We start from the raw sequence: 20324 nt of genomic DNA, 5'->3' as shown, positions 1-20324 counted from the left end.
AAGACGCTCGGGGAGGGACGCGGCCACACGGGGGGCCGCGCCCCTTTCCGTTCTCTCCCGCCTCCCTCGTTGATCAAGAGGTTTGCGTCAGCCTGCGCGAGCAGAGTGGCGCAAACCTCTTGATCAACACAGCTCAGCGACGGCTGGGGAGGGCGCGGAGGAGGGGGGACAGGCGGGACTTCAGGCTGGCCAGGCCGCCGGGGAAGAAGTACACCGCCAGGATGAAGACCGTGCCCAGGACGAACAGCGGCTGGCTCAGCGGGCGGCTGAGCACCGCCGGCAGGCTCTCCACCGCGTCGCTGGTGCCGAAGGCGGTGAGGCGGTGGTCCAGGTACATGTACAGGATGCCGCCGAGCACCGGCCCCCACCGGGTGCCCGGCCCGCCGAGCACCACCATGACCAGCAACGACAGGGTCAGCTCGCTGGACGTGATGTGCGGCGACGCGCCGCCGACGATCAGGCAGTAGACCGCTCCCCCGCTCGCCGCCAGCCCGCCGGACAGGGTGAACGCGACCAGCTTGAACCGGTACGGGTCGAGCCCGAGCACCCCGATCCGCCGCTCGTCGTCGCGCAGCCCCGCCAGCACCCGCCCGGTCGGCGAGCCGGAGACCCGGTGCACGATGAACACCACCAGCGCGAGGTACGCCAGCGCCAGCCAGTACAGGTTGACCGTGTTCGCGACCCCGACCAGCCCGGCGGGCAGCCCGGAGACGTCCAGCGGCAGCCCCTCCTCGCCGCCGGTCAGCCCGCCGAAGTCCCGGGCCACCAGGATCGCCCCGACCTGGGCGAAGGCGAGGGTCACCATGGCGAACGCGATGCCGGCGGTGCGCAGCGCCACCGCGCCGAGCAGCCCGGCCAGGATCGTGCCGCCGGTGATCGTGAGCAGTGCGGCCTGCCACAGCGGCAGTCCGGCCCGGGTGACCAGGATGTCGGTGCCGTACACCCCGGCGGCGAAGTAGAGCGCGTGCCCGAAGGACAGCATCCCGGTCCGGCCGAACAGCAGGTCGTACCCGGCGGCGAGGCCGCCGAAGACCATACAGACGGCGAGCAGTTGCAGGGTGCCGGGCGAGTTCAGCGGCCCCTCGAACACCCCGGGCAGCGATACCGTCGAGTACGGCAGGATCGCCGCGACGACCAGCGCGACCAGCGGCAGGTACGGCCGCAGCCCGTGCCAGGCCCGCCGGCGCGGGGCCAGCTCGGCCGGCACCGCGGCGGGCGGGGCGGCGACGTCGGGGCTCTTGACCTCGGTCATGCGTGAGCCACCTTTCCGGCGATGCCCTGGGGGCGCAGCAGCAGCACCACGGCCAGCAGCGCGACGACGCACAGGTCGCCCACGCCGGAGGCGCCGTAGTAGTTGACGAACTGTTGCAGCAGGCCGACGGCGACCGCGGCGTACGCGGAGCCGACCACCGAGCCCATGCCGCCGATCACCACCACGATGAACGCGAAGATCAGCAGCGATCCGCCCTGGCCGGGCGAGACGGTGCCGAAGTAGACGCCGCCGATCGCGCCGGCCAGCGCGGCGGCGGCCCCGCCGATGGCGAAGACCAGGGTGAACGCCTTGCGCACGTCGATGCCGAGGGCGGTCACCATCTCCCGGTTCTCGACGCCGGCCCGGATGATCAGGCCGTACCGGGTCCAGCGCAGGAACGCCAGCAGCGCGGCCAGCACCAGCGCCGCGGCGACGATCAGCAGCAGCCCGCCGTTGGGCACCTGCGCGCCGAGCATGCCGGTGACGTCCCGCGTCCACCCGGGACGGGGGAACGGCCGGGCGTCCGCGCCCCAGGTGGCCTGGAGCAGCGCCACCCCGGCCAGCGACAGGCCGACGGTGACCAGCACCTGCTCGATGGTGCGCGAGTACAGCGGCCGGATCAGCACCAGCTCGACGAGTACGGCCACCACCGTGCCGGCGGCCACCCCGAAGGCGACGGCGAGCACGAAGCCCAGGCCCTCCGCGCCGGCGCCGGGCAGGTTCCCGGCCGCCCACCACGTCGCGTACGCGCCGACGCCGAGGAACAGCCCGTGCGCGAAGTTGAGCACGTCGGCGAGGCCGAAGACCAGCGACAGCCCGGAGGCGACGAGGAAGTACAGCGCGGCCAGGCCGAGCCCGGTCAGCGTCAGCAGCACGATCGTGCTCACGCGTGTACCTCCCCCGAGCCGACGCCGAGCAGGGACTTCGTCAGGGCCTGCTCCGACAGCAGCTCCCGGGCGTCACCGGCCCAGGCGACCCGGCCGGCGGAGAGCACCACCGCGTCCCGGGCCAACCGGCGGACCACGGCCAGGTTCTGCTCGACCAGCAGCACCGGCACGGACTCCGCGACCCGCTCCAGCACCTCGGCCACCTCGGTCACCACCTTCGGCGCCAACCCCTTGGTCGGCTCGTCCACCAGCAGCAGCCGGTTGTCGTTGAGCAGCACCCGGCCGATCGCGAGCATCTGCTGCTGCCCGCCGGAGAGCGAGCCGGCCCGCTGCCGCCCGCGCCGGTCCAGCTCTGGGAAGAGCGCGTAGACCCGGTCGTACGCCGGGGTGGTGCCCCGCTGCTCGGCGAGCCGCAGGTTCTCCGCGACGGTGAGCCCGGCGAAGACGCAGCGGTCCTCCGGCACGTAGCCGAGCCCACCGCGGACCAACCGGTGGGTGGGGCGGGCGAGCAGGCTCTGCCCGCCCATCCGCACGGTGCCGCGCGCCTCGCCGTTGCGGGGTGTCAGGCCGACGACGGCGCGCAGCGTCGTCGTCTTGCCGACGCCGTTGCGCCCGAGCAGCACGGTGACCCCGGTCGGCGCGACGCTGAACGACACCCCCTGAAGGATGTGCAGCCCCGCGATCCGCACCGACAGGTCCTCGACGGTCAGGATCGGTTCACTCACTGGCTGGCCTCCGATCGCGACTGCGGGGCTCGCAAACCCGGCTCACTCCTCGCGCTCACAGCGCCGCCTCCGATCGCGACTGCGGGGCTCGCAAACCCGGCTCACTCCTCGCGCTCACAGCGCCTCCCCCAGGTAGGCCTCCTGGACGGTGGCGTTGGCCATCACGGTCTCCGGGGTGTCGCAGGCGAGCAGCGCGCCGTGGTGCATCACGGCGATCCGGTCGGCCAGCTCCAGGATCACGTCCATGTGGTGCTCGACCATCAGCACCGACCGGCCGCTGTCGCCGGTCAGCGACTTGATCACCGCGACCAGTTCGGGCACGTCCTCGGCGCTGACCCCGGCCATCGGCTCGTCCAGCAGCATCACCCGGGGTTCCCCGGCCAGCAGCAGCGCGATCTCCAGCTTGCGCTTCTCGCCGTGGGCGAGGGTGCCGGCGAGCGCCGTACCCCGGTGGGCGAGGCCGACCCGGTCGAGCGCCGCGTCGGCGGCGGCGGCCACCTCCCGGTCGGCCGCCGCCCGCCGCCACAACTTCATCGAGCCACCCCGGTGCGCCTGTACGGCGAGCCGGACGTTCTCCCGCACCGAGAGCGAACCGAAGACCGAGGACGACTGGAAGGTACGCCCGAGGCCGAGCCGGGCCCGCTTGTGCGGCGGGAGCCCGGTGATGTCCTCGGAGTCCAGCGTGATCTGGCCGCCGGTCGGCGGTCGCAGGCCGGTGATCAGGTTGAACAGGGAGGTCTTGCCGGCGCCGTTCGGCCCGATGACGCCGAGGAACTCCCCGGGCGCCAGGTCGAGGCCGACGTCGTCGACGATGGCGACCTCACCGATCCGCCAGGTCAGACCGCGGGTGGCGAGCACTGGTCAGCCCTTCATCTGGGCGACCGGCGGCGCCGTCTCGTCGCCGGTCAGGGTCTTCTGGGCCGTCGCCGTGTACGCGGTGCCGCTGCCGGTGAGCTTCGCCTGGAACATCGGCTGGAGCAGGGCGTGGTCCTCGGCGCGAACGGTCATCTTGCCCTTGACCCCGTCGAAGCTCCAGCCCTCCAGGGCCTTGACCATCTTGTCCACGTCGTCGCCGCCCTCCTGCACGGCGCGGACGACCATCTGCGCGGCGGCGAAGCCGTCCGGGTGGAACAGGTCGAGGGTGCCGCCGGGGATCTTCGCCTTGGCGGCCTTGGCGGCCTTGGCGGCCTCGGTGTCGGCGGCGCCGTCGAACCAGTGCGACAGGAAGGAGATCTTGCTGCCCGCCGCGCCGAAGGTCGGCCAGGAGGCGCGGATGTCCAGGCCGGTGACGACCGTGGTGGAGGCGAGCACGCCCTGCTGGTCGAGGGTCTGCCACATCGCGGGGGCGGTGGTGCCGGCCCAGGCGACGAAGAGCAGGTCGGGCTTGGCGGCCTTGATCTGGCTGGCGAACGGGGTGAACTCCGTGGCGCTGGCCGGCGCGCGGACGCTGCTCACGGTCGCCCCGGCGCCGCCGATGACGGCCTTCACGGCCGCCTCGTTCGCGTCGCCGAACGCGCCGTCCTGGGCGAAGACGACCACCTTCTTGCCGGTCGGGTCGCCGATGAACGACTTCGCGGTCACCACGTCCTGGTACGACTGCCGCCCGGACCGGAAGGTGTACTTGTTCGCGGCGGTCACCGCGTCGGTCGCGGCCGGGCCGGAGATGAACAGGACCTTGTTCTGGGCGGCGATCGGGGCCACCTGGAGGGCCACGCCCGACGAGGTCGAGCCGGCGATGATCTTCGTGCCCTTGCCGATCAGGTCCTTGGCCGCGGAGACCGCCTTGGCCGGGTCGCCCGCGTCGTCGACCTCGGTGACCTCGATCTTCCGGTCGCCGACCTTGCCCGTGCCGTTCGTGGCGAAGTCCAGGCCGGCCTTGAACCCTTCAATGTACTGCTTGCCGTAGCTGGCCAGGGCTCCCGACTGGGAGTAGACCAGGCCGACCTTGACCGGGGCGGCGTCGCCGCCCCCGGAGGCGGTGTCCTGCGGGCTGCCACAGGCCGTGGCGGCGAGCGCCGCGGCCATCATCGTGGCGGACAGGAACGCCCGCCGCGTCGTCCGGACCGTCATTGCGACTCCACGTGAGGACTCGGAGGGGGAACTTCATGTGTCGGCTCAACCTAGAAGTGACGTCACCCACGGGCCATGTGGCCGAAACACATAAGTAACAGTGATGGGGTGGCCTAAGGGGACAACAGTCGGCCCGAAGTCCCTCTGCCCGCCACCCCCGGTGGCTGATCCTCCCACCGACCGCCCCGCCCGTGTGTCCCCGCCAGCCACCGCCACCGGCCACGTCAGGTGGCACGCCGCGTCCCGGCCCCACCCGCCCCGGCCCCAGCCCGCCCCCGCACCCGCCGCGGGTCACCATGCTGGCCGGCCGGGCCCCCACTGCGATGATCATGGGGTTGGCGGCAGAATCCGGCCCTGTGGGCGCCGCCAACCCCATGATCAGGCGGCAGGTGACTCGTCCCGCCACCGGTCCGCGGCCAGCCCGGGGCGGCCGGCGGGTGGGCGCATGGGTGGGGCAGCTCCACAGGCAGCGGAACGACATGTCCAACCCGCCAGCCCGCCACGCCCGACCCACCGGATCCCGAGCGGCCCGCCCCCCCCCCGGGGGGGGGCGGGCCGGCGAGGGGTGCGGAGTCAGGTCTGGTCAGCGGGTGGCGAGGCCCGCGCGGGCGGCGACGGCGGTGTCCGGGTGGTCCGAGAAGACGCCGTCGACGCCGAGGCCCAGGAACAGCTCGTACTCGGCGGTGATGTCGCCGCGGGCGTTCGGGTCGGCGCCGATGCGGAAGTCGACCGGGAGGAACTGGTTCTCCGCCCGGAACGTCCAGGCGTGCACGACCAGCCCGACCCGGTGGGCGTTCCGGACCAGGGCCGTCGGGGCGAGCAGGCGGCCGGCGGCGTCCCGGGGCACGATCAGGTTCTTGTGCGCGCCCACGCCGTCCGCGTACGAGGCGATCCACTCCAGGCCGGCGGCCGAGGCCAGGTCGGCGTAGGTGCGGGGATCGCCGGCGACGGTGAAGTCGTACGGGCGGCCGGAGGCGTCCATCAGCTGGGCCAGGTTGACGTCGATCATCTTGTCCAGCTTGCGCAGGTTGGCCGTCTCGAAGGACTGGATGACGACCGGGTCGTTGCGGTGGGTCAGCTTGTTGGCGCGCAGCACCGCGACCAGCGGCTCCTCCAGCGCAAGCCCGATCGAGGCGAAGTAGCTGGGGTGCTTGGTCTCCGGGTAGACGCCGATGGCGCGGCCCCGTGTCCGCCCCTCGGCCCGGGCCAGGTCGATGACCTCCTGGAGGGTCGGCACCTCGAACCGGCCGTCGAAGGCGGTGTTGGCCACCCGCACCTGCGGCAGCCGCTCCTTGGCCCGCAGCGTCTTCAGCTCGGCCAGGGTGAAGTCCTCGGTGAACCAGCCGGTCACCGCCACCCCGTCGATCGTCTTCGTCGCCTTGCGGGCGGCGAACTCCGGGCGGGCGGCGACGTCGGTCGTACCGGAGATCTCGTTCTCGTGCCGGGCGACGAGCTGGCCGTCCTTCGTCGAGACCAGGTCCGGCTCGACGTATTCGGCACCCATCCGGATGGCCAGCCGGTACGCCTCCAGGGTGTGCTCCGGCCGGTAGCCGCTGGCGCCCCGGTGGGCGATCACGAGCGGCCGGTCGGCGGCCCGGGACTGCTCGGGGCCGGGCTGCGGGCCGGCGGAGGCGCTCACGGCCGGCACCACCACGGCCGCCGCGAGCAGCGCGCCGGCCAGGCCGAGGGCGGGAAGGGTACGTCGCAACGCCGTCTCCTGTCGTCGAGGGATGGCGCCCAGCAGACCGGGTCCGGATGACGGCCAGTTGGTCCCGGGCCGACCGGAAGGTGAACCTCCGGGATGGGCGTTTCGGCCCCGACGTTCAGCCGGAAAAGGAAGATTGTCCCGTGCGCCGGTTCTTCCGTCATCCCGTACGGCTGGTGCCGTTCGGCTTCCTGGCGGCGATCCTGCTCGGCACCGGCCTGCTCATGCTGCCGGCAGCGACCAGCGAGCACCGGTTCACCCCGTTGTCCACCGCGCTGTTCACGGCGACGTCGGCGGTCTCGGTGACCGGCATGGCGATCAACGACACCCCGAACTACTGGAACGGCTTCGGGCTGGCGATGATCACCGTGCTCACCCAGGTCGGCGGCCTGGGCATCCTGTCCGGCGCCGCCCTGGTCGGCCTGGCGGTGTCCCGGCGGCTGGGCCTGCGCAACCGGCTGCTGGTGCAGGCGGAGACCGTCGAGTTCGGCATCGGCGACGTCGGCTGGCTGCTGGTCCGGATCGCGGGCACCGCGCTGGCCTGCGAGGCGGTGATGACGGCGATCCTCACCGCCCGGCTCTGGTGGGCGTACCACTACCCGCCCGGGCGGGCACTCTGGCACGGGGTGTTCCACGCCGTGCAGGCGTTCAACAACGGCGGCTTCACCCTCTACTCGGACGGGCTGCGCGCCTTCTCGCGCGATCCCTGGGTGACGCTGCCGCTGGCGCTGGGCGCGATCGTCGGCGGCCTCGGCTTCCCGGCGCTGTTCGAGGCGGTACGCGGGTGGCGGCGTCCGGCCAGGTGGCAGATCACCACCAAGCTGACCGTCTGGGGCACGGTGGTGCTGCTGGGGGCCGGCTTCGTCTACCTGCTGTTCGCCGAGTGGGGCAACCCGCGCACCATCGGCGCGTACGACGTGGCCGGAAAGGCGCTGGCCGCGTTCACCCAGATCGCGCTGAGCCGGACGGGCGGCTTCGACGTGATCGACGTGGCGCACCTGACCGAGGAGAGTTATCCGCTGCTGATCGTGCTGATGTTCATCGGCGGCGGCGCCGCCAGCACGGCCGGCGGGATCAAGGTGTCGACGTTCTTCCTGCTCGCCTTCGTCATCTGGGCCGAGCTGCGCGGCGAGCCGGACGTCACGGTCGGCCGCCGGCGGGTGGCCGAGGCCAGCCAGCGGCAGGCGCTGACCGTGGCGCTGTTGAGCGTGGCGCTGGTGGCCGCCGGCACGCTCGGGGTGGTCCTGCTCACCACCGGAGACCGCTTCTACCAGGCGCTCTTCGAGGTGACCTCGGCGTTCAGCACCACCGGGCTGACGATCGGGCTCGTCCAGCGGCTGCCCGAGCCCGGCGTGTACCTGATGACCCTCCTGATGTACATCGGCCGGGTCGGGCCGCTCACCCTCGGGTCGGCGATCGCGTTGAACACCCGGCGACGGCTGTACCGCTATCCGAAGGAGCAACCCTTTGTCGGCTAGAGGCGACCGCTACGACGGAATCGTGGTGATCGGGCTGGGCCGCTTCGGCTCCCACCTGGCGGGGGCGCTGGCCCATCTCGGCCACGAGGTGCTGGGCATGGACCGCGACGCCGAGCGCGTGCAGCGGTGGTCGTCCCGGCTCGACCGGGTGGTCCAGACGGACCCCACCGAGGAGGGGGCGCTGCGCCAGCTCGGGGTGGCCGACTTCCGGCGGGCGGTGGTCGCCATCGGCGCCTCGGTCGAGGCGAGCGTGCTGACCGTGCTGGCCCTGGTCGAGCTGGGCCTGCCGCAGATCTGGGCGCGGGCGACCTCGGAGAAGCACGCGAAGATCCTCGAATCGGTGGGCGCCCACCACGTGATCTTCCCGGAGGCGGAGACGGGCGAGCGGGTGGCGCACCTGATCGTCAGCAAGATGCTGGACTTCATCGAGTTCGGCGACGACTTCGCCATCGCGAAGGTACGGGTGCCCCCGCCCCTGGTCGGGCGGTCGCTGCGCGAGCTGGCGCCGGCCGACCGCTACGGGGTGCAGGTGGTCGGGGCGAAGCTGCCCGGGGAGCCGTTCCGCTACGCGGGCCCGGACACGGTCCTCACGGCCGGGAGCGTGCTGATCGTGGAGGGCAGCATCGCCCAGGTGCAGGGCTTCGCGGCACTGAGCTGAGCTGTGCGGCCACCCTAGTGTCTGCCGCCCTCCTTTCCCCTCGTCACCTTCCTTTTCCCTGGTCACCACCAGACTTGCCCTTGCCGGACTTCTCGGACTTGGCCGTGGACCCACCGCCCGACCTGCCGGACGAACCGGAGCCGGCGGCCTTCGTGGTCGACGTCTTCTTCGCGGTGGGCTTCGACGGGGGCTTGCTGGGCGGGGCGGTCGTCGGCACCGATCCGGCCACCCCGGAGACCTGCACCCCGCAGGTGGCGCCGCCGAGGCGGAACTCCACCGGCAGCGGGTTGGGGCCCGTGTACGTGCCGGTCAACGCGACCTTCTGGGACGCCCCGGGCGCCAGCGCGCCCGGTTGGGCGGCCGGTCGCACCTCCACGGTCCGGCCCTGCTGGCGTACCGTCGGGTCGGCCTTCGTGACGGTCTGCCGGCCCGGGAAGGTGAAGCTCATCGTCCAGTCGCGCAGCTCCCGGTCGCCGGTGTTGGTGAGGGTCAGCTCGGCCGTGAAGTCCTTGCCGGAGTCCCTGCGCAGCGCGTAGTCCACGGCGCACGGGGCGGGCTGCGGCAGCCCCATCCGGGCCTCGACGGGCCGCTCGGCCCCACCGCTGGCCGGGCTGCGGGACGTCACCCCCCACAGCGCGGCGGTCACCGCGACCAGGCCGGCCGCCGCCACGCCCGCCTCGACCGTGCGCCGCCGGGCCGCCCGCCGGCGGCGGGTACGGCCGGAGAACGGCAGCGCGTCGGTGTCCGACGACCAGGGCAGGATCGTGGTGCCGGCGTTCGCCACGGCCGCCGCGTCGGGCTCCGTCCCGTCGTACGACGCGGGCGCCGGCGAGACCGGCACGATGGCCAGCATCCCGGCCGCCGCGGCGAGGGTACGGGCCACCTCGGCGGTGGTGGGCCGGTCCTCCGGGCGCTTGGCGAGGCAGCGGCGGACCAGCTCGGCGACCTCGGCGGGGAGCCCGGTGACCTCGGGCATCGGCTCGGGGTCGTTGTACATGTGCGCGCGGAGCATCTGCGTGGTCGTGCTCGCCCGCCAGGGCAGCCGGCCGACGAGCATCCGGTACAGCAGCAGGCCGACGGCGTACCCGTCCGTGGCCGGGCTGACCTGGCCGTTGTCCAGCCGCTCCGGGGCCAGGTACGCGGGCGTGCCGAGCAGGGCGCCGTCCGGGCCCTTCTCGCTCTCTCCCACCAGCGCCGAGATGCCGAAGTCGACCACCTTCACCCCGGTCGGGGTGAGCATGACGTTGCCCGGGGTCACGTCCCGGTGCACGACGCCGCGGGCGTGCGCGGTGGCCAGCGCCGAGGCCACCTCCGCGCCGATCGTCACCGCCTCCCGCCAGGGCAACGCCCCGCCCCGGCCCAGCCGGGCGCTCAGCGAGTCGCCGTCGAGCAGCTCCATGACGACGTACGGCACGGTCAGCCCGAGCTGCTCGGACTCGCCGTAGTCGTACACGTTGGTGATGTTGGGGTGGCAGAGCCTGGCGGCGGCCTGCGCCTCGATCCGGATCCGGTGCCGGAACGCCTTGTCGCTGGCCAGCCGGGAGGCGAGCACCTTCACCGCCACCTGCCGGCCGAGCACCTCGTCGTACCCCCGCCACACGACGGACATGCCGCCCGCGCCCAGCTGCTCGATCAGCCGGTACCGCCCACCGAGCAGCTGCGCACCCCTACCGACCTCTGCGCCCATGGTCGCAGTTGTTGCCCGGGCCGCCCGGTCCTACACCTCGCAGGTCAGAATCGGTCAGCGAAGTCACCCGTTCAGGCGGTGGCGAGCAGCTGGTCCACGGGGGCGTAGTCGTCGGTGAGCACCAGCGCGTCCCCGACGAAGGCGGCCAGCGCGTCCCCGGAGAGCAGGCTGGCCGGCTCGGGCAGCACCGCCACCCGCTGCCCCAGCGCGTCCAGCGGCAGCGGCGCGTCGGACGCGACGATGAGGAAGTTGGCCCCCCGCTCGCCCGCGATGGCGGCCGGCGGGGCGACCAGGGCGACGTGCCGGAACGCGGCGGCGACCGTGGCCAGCTCGCTGCGGACGAACCGGCCGGGCGGGTAGTCGATGACGTTCTGCACGTACGTCCCGCCGGGGCGGAGCACCCGGTCGATCTCGACGGCCATCTCCCGCGTCGCCAGGTGCCAGGGCACCACGAGGTGCCCGAAGGCGTCCCCGACCACCAGGTCGCGGCTGTCGGCGGCCTCCCCGCCGAGCAGCACGCGGGCGTCGCCGACGACCGCCCGCAGCCCCGGCCCGGTGCGCACCCCCAGCTCCCGGCGGTCCAGCTCGACCAGGCCGCCGTCGATCTCGAAGACCAGGTTGTCGGTGCCGGGTCGGGTGGCGGTCAGGTACCGGGGCATGGTGAAGCCGCCGCCGCCCAGGTGCAGGGCGTCCAGCCGCCGCCCGGCCGGCGCGACGACGTCGGCGGCCGCGCCGATCCACTGCGTGTACGCGTACTCCAGGTGGGTCGGGTCGGTCAGGTCGACGTACGAGTGCTGGGCGGAGTTCAGCAGCAGCGTCCGCCCTCCCGGCCGGTGCGGGTCGGCCTCGACGCTGGCGCAGTGGTACGCCGTCTCCACGTCGCACGGGTTCGGGGCGACCGTGGTCAGCCCCGCGCCGGCCAGGCCGAGCACGGCGAGGGCGGCCCTGGACCGGGCCGGCCCGCCCGGCCCGGTCGGCCCCTGTCGGCGCAGGTATGCCCCGACCGCCAACCCGGTGAGCCCGAGCAGCGCCGCCAGGGCGAGCACGATGACGGTGCTGGGCAGCGCCGCCACCAGCACGAACCCGGTCAGCAGGGTGGCCGTGATGCCGCCGAGGGTGCCGATCCCGGAGAGCCGGCCGACCACCTGCCCGGTGCGGCGCAGGTCGGCGAGCTGGAGCTTGACCACCAGCGGGGTGACCGCCGCGAGCAGCGCCGCCGGCACGAACACGGCGAGCACGGTGAGCAGCAGTACGGCGCTGGCCGCCCCGCCGCGCAGCACCTCCCCGGCGTACCGGACGACCGGCAGGGTGACCGCGGTGGCGATGCCGGCGAGCACCAGCGCGGGGGCGATCAGGGTGCGCGGGTCCCGCCGGTCGGCCAGCCAGCCGCCGGTCCACGCCCCGTACGCGATGGCGGCGAGCGCGATGCCGATGACCGAGCTGGTCACCTGGAGGGTGACCCCGACGTACGGGCCGACCAGGCGCAGCGAGACGGTCTCCAGCACCAGCACGGCGCCGCTGGAGAGGAAGACCAGGAACGCGGCGAGCCCGTTGGGCAGCGCGCGGACGGGCGGCGGCGCGGGCCGCGGGGACTCCGTCACGACGTCGGACGATGAACTGCTCACCGTCGCGATGGTACGCAGCAAAGCTGGACGGCCAGGTCAGTACATCGACAGATGAACGTGGTTCGTGTGGTCGGCGGCGGGGCTGCCGCTGCCGCTGTACGCCCGCCACCCGGTGTTCGGCATCCAGATCTGCCGGTACCAGATCACGTAGAGCACCCCGAGCCGGCTGGCGTTGTTCTTGAAGTAGTTCGCCAGGCTGTCGCCGTACGCCTTGTCCCCGCCGGTGGCCGTCTCGTCCTTGAAGCCATTGGTGGCGGCGGAGAAGTCGCAGGCCCGGCCCTTGGGATGCTCGCCGCTGCCGCCGCTGCGGTAGCAGGAGACGTACCGCTTGTAGCCGGCGGCCTGGGCCTGCTGGAGCGCGTGCAGGGTGCGCGGGGTGATGCAACCGGAGGTGGTGGGGTCGTTCACGGAGCAGGACTCCGACGGCCAGGAGCCGTCCGGGTTGCGCGGGGCCGGGCGGGCCGAGGCGGAGCCGCCGCTGAACCCGGCGCCGGCGCCGGAGCTGACCCTGGCCAGCGCCAGTTCCGCCTCCCGCTTCTTCTTGGCCAGCACCGCGACCTGCTTCTGCTGCTCGCGGACCTCGATGTCGATGGCGATCTTTGCCTGGTCGGCCTCGGCCCGGGCGGCGGTCAGCTCGCGCAGCTTGCGGCCGTCCCGCTGGGCCATCACGTCCAGCTCCACCGCGCGTTGCAGGAACGCCTCCGGGGAGGCGCTCTGGATCAGCAGGGCCGGCGCGGTCACCCGCCCCAGCCGGTACGACTGCACGGCCACCTCGCCGACCTGCGCGGTCAGCCCCACCAGCCGCTCCTCGACCGCCGTCAGCTGGGCGGCCAGCGCCTTCTGCCGGCGCTTGGAGTTGTCGAGCTTCGCCTTGGCCTCGATGTGCCCCTTGGCGGCGGCCTCCAGCGCCTCGCGGAGCTGCTTGGTGCCGCCCTCGTTGGGCTCGGCGGAGGCGGGCGCCGCCGCGAAGCCGAGCACCAGCGCCACGGCGACGAGCAGCGCGGTCAGCGGCCCGGCGGGGCGACGCCGGATGAGGCTGGTCCTGGGCACTCCTGGGTCCCTTCCCTCGGCCGCCGGCCCCCGGTCGTCCACGGCGCGGCGGCGGTCCCGCCGGCGCCGGACGGCGGCCTGCTGGCGGACCGCGGGTCAGGATACCGGACCGCGCGGTGTCGGCCAGGGCCCGCGAACTGGCGGAACGTCGATGTCGGCGGACGGTAGCCGGGCTGTCGCCGACCGTCGGCCGCGCCGTGCGTCCGTCCCGGCTGGAGGCGGCGCCGGTGGGCGCGCCCGGACCCGGCTGCGCCCCCCCCTTTCAGGACGTCAGCAGCGCCTCGTGGACCTCGGCCCAGACCTGCTCGTTCGCCGCCACCAGCAGCCCCTCGCCCTCGTCGGCGGGATGGTACTCGCGGCCGTCGAACCGCCGGGCCACCCCGCCGGCCCCACGAACCAGCAGCACCCCGGGGACGTGGTCCCAGGGCAGCGTGCGCCAGAACAGCACGAACTGCTGGTCGCCGGCGAGCATGTCCAGGTACTCCCGGCCGGCGCAGTGCTGGCCGGGCAGCAGCTCGCCGATCCGCCGCCCACCGGCCTCGGCGGCCCGGCGGGCCTCGGGCGGCAGGAACCGGGTCATCGCCGTCCCCCGCAGCTCGCCCAGCGACGGCACCCGGTCGGCGGTCCGCACCGGCCGGCCGGCCAGCAGGGTGCCCTCCCCGACGCGGGCGACGCCCAGCGTCTCCGCCAGCGGGTCGAGCACCCACCCCGCGACCGGCTCGCCGTCGGTGAGCAGCGCGACCATCAGCGCGAACGGCCGCCGGCCGGCGGCGAAGTTGGCGGTGCCGTCGACCGGGTCCACCAGCCACACGTCCCCGCCCCCGCGCAGGTGACGCAGCAGGTCCGGGTCCTGCGCGACCGCCTCCTCGCCGACCACCACCGAGCCGGGACGCAGCCGCCGCAGCCCGGCGCCGATCAGCTCCTCGGCCCGCCGGTCGGCGACGGTGACCAGGTCGCCCGGCCCCTTCTCGCTGACGTCGGCGTCGTCCAGCCTGCGGAACAGCGGCAGCACCGCCTCCGCCGCGGCCCGGTGCAGCAGCTCGGCGACGTCGTCCAGGAGGGTGTCAGGCACGCGGCGGCAGCTTCACCACGCTGACGAAGAACTCGTCGATCTGCCGGACCACCGAGATGAACCGCTCGAAGTCGACCGGCTTGGTCACGTACGCGTTGGCGTGCAGCTGGTAGCTGCGCAGGATGTCCTCGTCGGCCTGGGACGTGGTGAGCACCACCACCGGGATGCGACAGAGCTCCTCGTCCTTCTTGATCTCCGCCAGCACCTCCCGGCCGTCCCGGCGAGGCAGGTTCAGGTCGAGCAGGATCAGGTCGGGCAGGACGACGTCCGCGTACTGCCCCTCCCGGCGCAGGTACGCCAGCGCCTCGGCGCCGTCGGAGACGACGGTCAGCCGGTTGCGCAGCTTGTGCTCCTCGAACGCCTCCTGGGTCATCAGGACGTCGCCCGGGTCGTCCTCCACCAGCAGGACCTCGATCGGGCTCCTGCCGTCCGCCGGCGAGGTCATGCCACCGTCTCCTTCACGTCACCCGCGCTGTCGCTGTCCGGGGCCGCGTCGGCCCCCTCCTCCGCCCGCGGCCCGGCCTGGCGGGGCGGCTCGGCCCCGTTCACGCCGTCCCCGGTCGACTCTCCGTCCCCGGCCGGCTCCGTGCCGTCGCCCGGCTCCGCGGCAGCCGCGGCCTCCGCGGCCGCCCGCGCCGCCTCGACGTCCTCGGGCAGGGCGGGCAGGGTGAACCGGATCGTGGTGCCCTCGGTGGTATCGGTGTCCACCCAGACCCGGCCGCCGTGGTACTCGACGATCTTCTTGGCGATCGCCAGGCCGATGCCGGTGCCCGGGTACGCGTCCTTGGAGTGCAGCCGCTGGAAGATGACGAAGATCTTGTCGGCGAACTCCGGCTCGATCCCGATGCCGTTGTCCCGGCAACTGACCTCCCACTCGTCGCCGACCAGCCGGGCGGAGACGTGCACCCGGGGCGGGACGTCGGGGCGACGGAACTTGACGGAGTTGCTGACCAGGTTGGCCAGCAGGTTGGTCAGCAGCGGCTCCTCGCCGCGGATCACCGGCAGCTCGCCCCAGGTCAGCTCCGCGTCGGCGTACTGCCGGGCGGACTCGGTCTGCCCGGCCACGTCGCCCATCACCCGGTTAAGGTCGACCTCGGTGAACCCGCTGGTGAGCCGGCCGATCCGGGAGAACGCCAGCAGGTCGTTGATCAGCCGCTGCATCCGCTGCGCGCCGTCCACCGCGAAGGCGATGTACTGGTCGGCCCGCTCGTCGAGCCGCCCCGCGTACCGGCGCTGGAGCAGCTGGCAGAAGCTGGCCACCTTACGCAGCGGCTCCTGCAGGTCGTGCGAGGCCACGTACGCGAACTGCTCCAGGTCCCGGTTGGAGCGGGTCAGCTCCTCGGCCTGCCTCTGGAGCTGGCCGTTGACCCACTCGATGCTTTCCCGGGCCTCGCGGACCTCGGCCAGCTCCTTGGCGATCTTCTGGCGCATCGCGTCCACGTCGCCGGCGAGCTGCTCCAGCTCCGGCGGGCCGGATCCGGTGATCCGGTGCTGGTAGTCGCCCGCGGCGACCTCGCGGACCTCCTCGGCCAGGCGGGTGAGCGGCCGCACCACGATCCGGTCCAGCGAGACCAGCAGCACCCCGCCGGCGACCACCACGACCAGCGCCGCCACGATCAGCAGCACCACCAGCAGCGTGCTGGTGCGGTAGATGGCCGCCGCGCCCTTCTCGCGCTCGTCGAGGATGCCCTGCTGAAGGCCGGTCAGCGAGGCGCGGATCACCTCGAAGCGCTGGCGCGACTCCTCGGTGATCAACGCCCGCCCCGCCGCCGTGCCGTCCTCGGCGGTCGTCCGGATCACCGGCTCGGCGACCGTCGCGCGCCACTGCGCGGCCTCCGCCTTCACCGCGTCGAGCCGCGGGACCAGGGCGGGGTACGCGCCGAGCAGGCCGCCCATCGACCGGTACAGCTCCTGCTCCCGCGCGCTGCCCTGCGTGTACGGCTCCAGCTCCCGCTGGTCGCCGGTCAGCGTGTACCCGCGGATGGCCGTCTCCTGGTCGACCAGCACGCTGAGCAGTTCCTGCGACTGGTCGCGCAGCGGACCGGTGCGGTCCAGCACCGCGTGGGTGTGCTCCCGGTTCTGCGCCGCCACCGCGATCTCGGCTGCCACCAGGGCGCCGAGCAGCACGCTGACGACGGCCAGCAGCGTCACGACCCGGCGGCGCAGCGTCCAGTTGTCGGGCTGCGGCGTCACCGGCCACCGCCCCGACTGGACCGTCACCGGCCACCGCCCCGCGTGACCAGGAGCATGGCCACGTCGTCGGCCAGCGGGCCGCCGTTGGCCTGCTCCGCCCGCCCGACCAGCCAGCCGGGCAGCTGGGCCAGCGGCACGGCGGCGGTGGCCGGGTCGTGCAGCAGCGCGGTCAGGCCGGGCACGTCGAGCCGCTCGTCGCCGTCGCCCACCCGGCCCTCGATCAGGCCGTCGGTGTACATCAGCAGGGACCAGTCATCGGTGTCGAGCTCCAGGTCGAAGGCCACGGGCCGGCGCGGCCGGACGCCGAGCAGCAGGCCGGCCGGCGCCGGCACCGGGGCGACCCTGTCCCCGCTGAGCAGCAGGGGCGGCGGATGCCCGGCGAGCCGCACGGTCATGGCGTTGCGGGTCAGGTCGAGCCGGGCGGTCGCCACCGTGGCGAAGATCTCCTGCAGCCGCCGCTCGCTCATCAGCACCTGCTCCAGGGCGGGCAGCACCTCGTCGTCGGGCACCCCGGCCAGCACCAGCGCGCGCCAGGCGACCCGCAGCTCGACGCCGAGCGCCGCCTCGTCCGCCCCGTGGCCGCAGACGTCCCCGACGATCAGGTCGACCCGGTCCGGCCGGGTCTGCACCACATCGAAGAAGTCCCCGCCGATCAGCGCGGCGTGCCGGCCGGGACGGTAGAGCGTGTGCACGGCGATCTCGTCGGTCGACATCAGCGGCTGGGGCAGCAGGCCCCGCTCCAGGCGGGCCGACTCGGCCTGGCGCAGCTCCACCTCGCGCAGCCGCCGGGCGTTCTCGTCGGCCCGCTTGCGCTCCACCGCGTACCGCAGCGCCCGGGCCAGCAGCACGCCGTCCACCTGGCCCTTGACCAGGTAGTCCTGCGCGCCCTCGGCGACCGCGGCGATGCCCAGGTGCTCGTCGGAGCGGCCCGTCAACACGCAGACCGCGGCGCCGCCGGCCATGTCCAGCACCCGGCGCAGCCCGTCCAGCCCCTGGGCGTCGGGCAGGCCCAGGTCGAGCAGGACGCAGTCCACGCCCGCCACCCGCTGCCGCGCCTCCCGCAGGCTGGCCGCGACCAGCAGGTCGATCGTCGAGTTTGTCTCGGCGAGCAGCTCGCCGACCAGGAACGCGTCGCCCTCGTCGTCCTCGACCAGCAGCACCCGCAGCCGCTCGCCGGGCGGCAGCACGGCATGCGGCTCGAAGCCACCGGCCGGGTGAGCCTGCGGCACGATGGCGGGGCCGGCCGGACCGGTCCCCCGGTTCGGCCTGGTCACCGCAGCGAGGCGCGGGAATTCGCTGGTGATGTCGGGCTCCTTCCAAGTGCCCTGCTGATCCTGTATCAGACAACGGTCGCACACAAACCGACGGTTCCGGCGCGGGCGGCACGCCCGGCTCACCGCCTGGCAACCAACAAAAACTACAGCGTTCAGGGGTGTCCCGCTTCCGGCCGCGGCGGTGCAGGATGGTGCCCACCCCCGGCCCCACCCCCCGAGGAGTCCCCGTGGGCGCACCGCTTCCCACCCGCGCCGCCGACCGGGCGCTGGCCCGGCCCCGCCGCCGGCCACTGGCCGCCGTCGCCGCGCTCGCCGCCCTGCTCGCGGTCGCCGCCACCGTCTCGTACGACCTGGCCACCCCCGACCCGCGCCCGACCGACGCGCCCGCGGGCGAGTTCAGCGCCGGCCGGGCGTACGAGAACGTGCGGGCGCTGGCCACCCGGCCGCACCCGGCGGGCAGCCCGGCGAACGACCAAACCCGCGCCCACGTCGAGGGCGTGCTGCGCGGACTGGGGCTGGAGACCACGGTGCAGGACACCGTCGCCGAGGAGGCCGGCCAGCTCAGCGGGGCCGCCGCCGGCGCGACCCTGGCCCGGGTCCGCAACGTGGTCGCCCGGCTCCCCGGCACCGACCCGACCGGCCGGGTGTTCCTGGTCGCCCACTACGACTCGGTGCAGTCCGGGCCGGGCGGCAACGACGACGCCGCCGGCACGTCCACGGTCCTGGAGGTGGCCCGGGCGCTGGCGGCCGGCCCCCGGCCCCGCAACGACATCGTGTTCGTGCTGACCGACGCCGAGGAGGCGTGCCTGTGCGGGGCGTCGGCGTTCGCCTCGGCGCACCCGCTGGCCGCCGACGGCGGGGTGGTGCTCAACCTGGAGGCGCGCGGCTCCACCGGGCCGGTGATCATGTTCGAGACGTCCCGGGACAACGCCGGGCTGGTGGACGTCTTCGGCCGGGCCGCCCCGCACCCGGTGGGCACGTCGTTCGCCGTGGAGATCTACCGCGCGCTGCCCAACGACACCGACTTCACCGCGTTCCTGGACCGGGGCTTCGCCGGGCTGAACTCGGCGTACATCGACGGGGGCGCGATCTACCACACGCCGCTGGACACCCCGGCGGCCATGGACCGGGCGAGCCTGCAACAGCACGGTGACAACGCGCTGGGCCTGGCCCGCGAGTTCGGCCGCGCCGACCTGACGGCGCTGCGCTCGGGGCACGACGCCACGTACTTCCCCGTCCCCGGCGGCCTGGCCCGCTACCCGGGGTGGCTGGTCCTGCCGCTGGCGCTGCTCGCGCTGGCCGCCGTGGCGGCGCTCGGCTGGCTGGCCCGACGACGGGGCCGGACGACGTACGGGCGGCTCGCCGCCGGGTTCGGGCTGGCCCTGGTGCCGATCGTCGCCGCGCCGCTGGCCGCGCCGCTGCTCTGGGCGGGGATCACCGCCGTCCGGCCCGGCTACGCCGAGCTGCTCGACCCGTACCGGCCGACGTGGTACCGGCTCGCCGTGGTGGCGCTCGCCGCCGCCGTCCTGCTCACCTGGTACGCGCTGACCCGCCGCCGGGTCGGCCCGGCCGCCCTGGCGATCGGCGGGCTGGGCTGGCTGGCCGTACTCGGGGTGGTGCTCGCGGTGCTGGTGCCCGGCGGGGCGTACCTGACCACCCTGCCGGCCCTGGCCGGGGCGCTGGCCGGGCTGGCCGCGCTCGGCCTGCGGCTCGACGGCCCCGGCCCGGTGGTCGCGGCGACCCTGGCCGGCGCGGTCGCCGTGGTCGTCCTGCTGCCGACCGTGGTGCTGCTGTTCCCCGCGCTCGGCATGGCGATGGGCGGGGTGGCCGCCCTGTTCGCGGCGCTGCTCGGGCTGGCCGCGCTGCCGGTGGTGGACCTGCTGCACCCCGAGGCGGGCGGGCAGCGCGGGCTGGTCGCCCTGCGCGCCCGCCGGGCCGGCGCGCTGCCGGCCGTCGCCGCCGGGCTCGCGGCGGCGGTGTTCGCCGGGGTCGGGCTGTCGGTCGACCGGTTCGACGCCGCCCACCCCGTGCCCACCCACCTGATGTACGCCCTCGACGCCGGCACCGGGCAGGCCCGCTGGCTCAGCGAGGAGGCCGACCCCCAGCCGTGGACCGCGCAGTACGTCGACGGCTTCGCCGAGGTACCGGACTTCCCCTTACTCGGCGAGGCGAAGGTGCGGGTGGGGCCGGCCCAGGCGGCGAACCTGCCCGCGCCCCGGTTGGAGATCCTCTCGGACACCCCGTCCGGGGAGCGGCGGACCCTGCGGGTGCGGGTCACCCCGCAGCGGCCGGTCCGGCTCGCGTCGCTGCACGTCGACGGGGCGACCGCAGTCGAGTCGGCGACGGTGAACGGGCGGCAGGTGGCGGGCGGCCCGGCCGCCGAAAATCGCCCGTGGGGGTTCGGGGTGGTGTTCCACGCCCCGCCGCCGGAGGGGATCGACGTCACGCTGGTGCTGCGGGCCGGGAGCCGACCTATGCTGCGGGTGACGGACGCCAGCGACGGCCTGGACGCGGTGCCGGGCTTCCGTCCCCGCCCGGCGCGCGTGGGGGTGGTCGGCTCGCACAGCTCGGAGATGTTGGCGGTGGCGCGCACGTACCCGCTGTGAGGCTTACGCGCTCGCCCTGCTACCCCCTCGACCGCGGACGCC

General features: G+C 74.2%; 16 protein-coding genes. 3 read left to right on the top strand and 13 right to left on the bottom strand.

Annotated features, from left to right (window positions below; genetic code table 11):
* Positions 1 to 133: 133 nt before the first annotated feature.
* The 6 genes from ABGB16_RS09540 to ABGB16_RS09515 all read right to left on the bottom strand — a co-directional run bounded on the left by ABGB16_RS09540 (position 134) and on the right by ABGB16_RS09515 (position 6642).
* Positions 134 to 1252 (bottom strand): branched-chain amino acid ABC transporter permease, encoded by a 1119-nt coding sequence (locus ABGB16_RS09540; RefSeq protein WP_347667609.1) that lies wholly within the window; start codon positions 1250 to 1252, stop codon positions 134 to 136.
* Positions 1249 to 2139, bottom strand: a complete 891-nt coding sequence (locus tag ABGB16_RS09535) for a branched-chain amino acid ABC transporter permease (protein ID WP_347667608.1) — start codon at positions 2137 to 2139, stop codon at positions 1249 to 1251. Before ABGB16_RS09535 ends, ABGB16_RS09540 begins: the two co-directional genes overlap by 4 nt.
* Positions 2136 to 2864 carry an ABC transporter ATP-binding protein gene (locus ABGB16_RS09530; RefSeq protein WP_347667607.1) on the bottom strand — a complete coding sequence of 243 codons (729 nt, stop codon included), beginning with the start codon at positions 2862 to 2864 and terminating at the stop codon, positions 2136 to 2138. The genes ABGB16_RS09535 and ABGB16_RS09530 overlap by 4 nt, the downstream gene beginning before the upstream one ends.
* Before the next feature lie 114 nt (positions 2865 to 2978).
* Positions 2979 to 3722: an ABC transporter ATP-binding protein gene (locus tag ABGB16_RS09525; protein ID WP_347667606.1), complete on the bottom strand. Its 744-nt coding sequence runs from the start codon at positions 3720 to 3722 to the stop codon at positions 2979 to 2981.
* 3 nt (positions 3723 to 3725) lie between these two features.
* Positions 3726 to 4934 carry a substrate-binding domain-containing protein gene (locus tag ABGB16_RS09520; protein ID WP_347667605.1) on the bottom strand — a complete coding sequence of 403 codons (1209 nt, stop codon included), beginning with the start codon at positions 4932 to 4934 and terminating at the stop codon, positions 3726 to 3728.
* Between the two features lie 583 nt (positions 4935 to 5517).
* Complete coding sequence (locus ABGB16_RS09515) at positions 5518 to 6642, bottom strand: glycerophosphodiester phosphodiesterase (protein ID WP_347667604.1); 1125 nt, start codon at positions 6640 to 6642, stop codon at positions 5518 to 5520.
* A gap of 140 nt (positions 6643 to 6782) precedes the next feature.
* On the opposite strand from ABGB16_RS09515, the gene ABGB16_RS09510 reads away from it, so the two are divergent.
* A complete protein-coding gene (locus tag ABGB16_RS09510) occupies positions 6783 to 8117 on the top strand; it encodes a potassium transporter TrkG (protein ID WP_347667603.1) in 1335 nt (444 codons plus the stop codon).
* Complete coding sequence (locus ABGB16_RS09505) at positions 8107 to 8775, top strand: TrkA family potassium uptake protein (protein ID WP_347667602.1); 669 nt, start codon at positions 8107 to 8109, stop codon at positions 8773 to 8775. The genes ABGB16_RS09510 and ABGB16_RS09505 overlap by 11 nt, the downstream gene beginning before the upstream one ends.
* Positions 8776 to 8818: 43 nt before the next feature.
* Here the strand turns inward: ABGB16_RS09505 and ABGB16_RS09500 are convergent, their stop codons facing one another.
* The 7 genes from ABGB16_RS09500 to ABGB16_RS09470 form a co-directional block, all read right to left on the bottom strand.
* Positions 8819 to 10462, bottom strand: a complete 1644-nt coding sequence (locus tag ABGB16_RS09500) for a serine/threonine-protein kinase (protein ID WP_347667601.1) — start codon at positions 10460 to 10462, stop codon at positions 8819 to 8821.
* A gap of 71 nt (positions 10463 to 10533) precedes the next feature.
* On the bottom strand, positions 10534 to 12087 hold the full coding sequence (locus ABGB16_RS09495) for a fused MFS/spermidine synthase (protein WP_347667600.1): 1554 nt from the start codon (positions 12085 to 12087) through the stop codon (positions 10534 to 10536).
* Positions 12088 to 12123: 36 nt separating this feature from the next.
* Complete coding sequence (locus tag ABGB16_RS09490; RefSeq protein ID WP_347667599.1) at positions 12124 to 13137, bottom strand: hypothetical protein; 1014 nt, start codon at positions 13135 to 13137, stop codon at positions 12124 to 12126.
* A gap of 262 nt (positions 13138 to 13399) precedes the next feature.
* A complete protein-coding gene (locus ABGB16_RS09485) occupies positions 13400 to 14209 on the bottom strand; it encodes an inositol monophosphatase (protein WP_347667598.1) in 810 nt (269 codons plus the stop codon).
* A complete protein-coding gene (locus ABGB16_RS09480; protein ID WP_347667597.1) occupies positions 14202 to 14654 on the bottom strand; it encodes a response regulator in 453 nt (150 codons plus the stop codon). The genes ABGB16_RS09485 and ABGB16_RS09480 overlap by 8 nt, the downstream gene beginning before the upstream one ends.
* The gene (locus tag ABGB16_RS09475) at positions 14651 to 16402 is read right to left on the bottom strand and encodes an ATP-binding protein (protein ID WP_347667596.1); all 1752 of its coding nucleotides are present in this window, start codon (positions 16400 to 16402) and stop codon (positions 14651 to 14653) included. The genes ABGB16_RS09480 and ABGB16_RS09475 overlap by 4 nt, the downstream gene beginning before the upstream one ends.
* Before the next feature lie 23 nt (positions 16403 to 16425).
* On the bottom strand, positions 16426 to 17676 hold the full coding sequence (locus ABGB16_RS09470; protein ID WP_347667595.1) for a fused response regulator/phosphatase: 1251 nt from the start codon (positions 17674 to 17676) through the stop codon (positions 16426 to 16428).
* 227 nt (positions 17677 to 17903) lie between these two features.
* Here ABGB16_RS09470 and ABGB16_RS09465 point away from each other — a divergent pair, with 227 nt between their 5' ends.
* Complete coding sequence (locus ABGB16_RS09465; RefSeq protein WP_347667594.1) at positions 17904 to 20282, top strand: M28 family peptidase; 2379 nt, start codon at positions 17904 to 17906, stop codon at positions 20280 to 20282.
* Positions 20283 to 20324 lie beyond the last annotated feature (42 nt).

The organism is Micromonospora sp. B11E3 (assembly GCF_039871625.1).
Classification (GTDB): domain Bacteria; phylum Actinomycetota; class Actinomycetes; order Mycobacteriales; family Micromonosporaceae; genus Micromonospora.
The sequence above is the reverse complement of the archived record's forward strand: the minus strand, read 5'-3'. Positions and strand labels throughout refer to the sequence as shown.

Excerpts from the sequence above, each read along its gene's own strand:
- ABGB16_RS09520 (WP_347667605.1), bottom strand. The coding sequence starts at position 4,934 with ATGACGGTCCGGACGACGCGGCGGGCGTTCCTGTCCGCCACGATGATG.
- ABGB16_RS09500 (WP_347667601.1), bottom strand. The coding sequence starts at position 10,462 with ATGGGCGCAGAGGTCGGTAGGGGTGCGCAGCTGCTCGGTGGGCGGTAC.
- ABGB16_RS09540 (WP_347667609.1), bottom strand. The coding sequence starts at position 1,252 with ATGACCGAGGTCAAGAGCCCCGACGTCGCCGCCCCGCCCGCCGCGGTG.
- ABGB16_RS09480 (WP_347667597.1), bottom strand. The coding sequence starts at position 14,654 with ATGACCTCGCCGGCGGACGGCAGGAGCCCGATCGAGGTCCTGCTGGTG.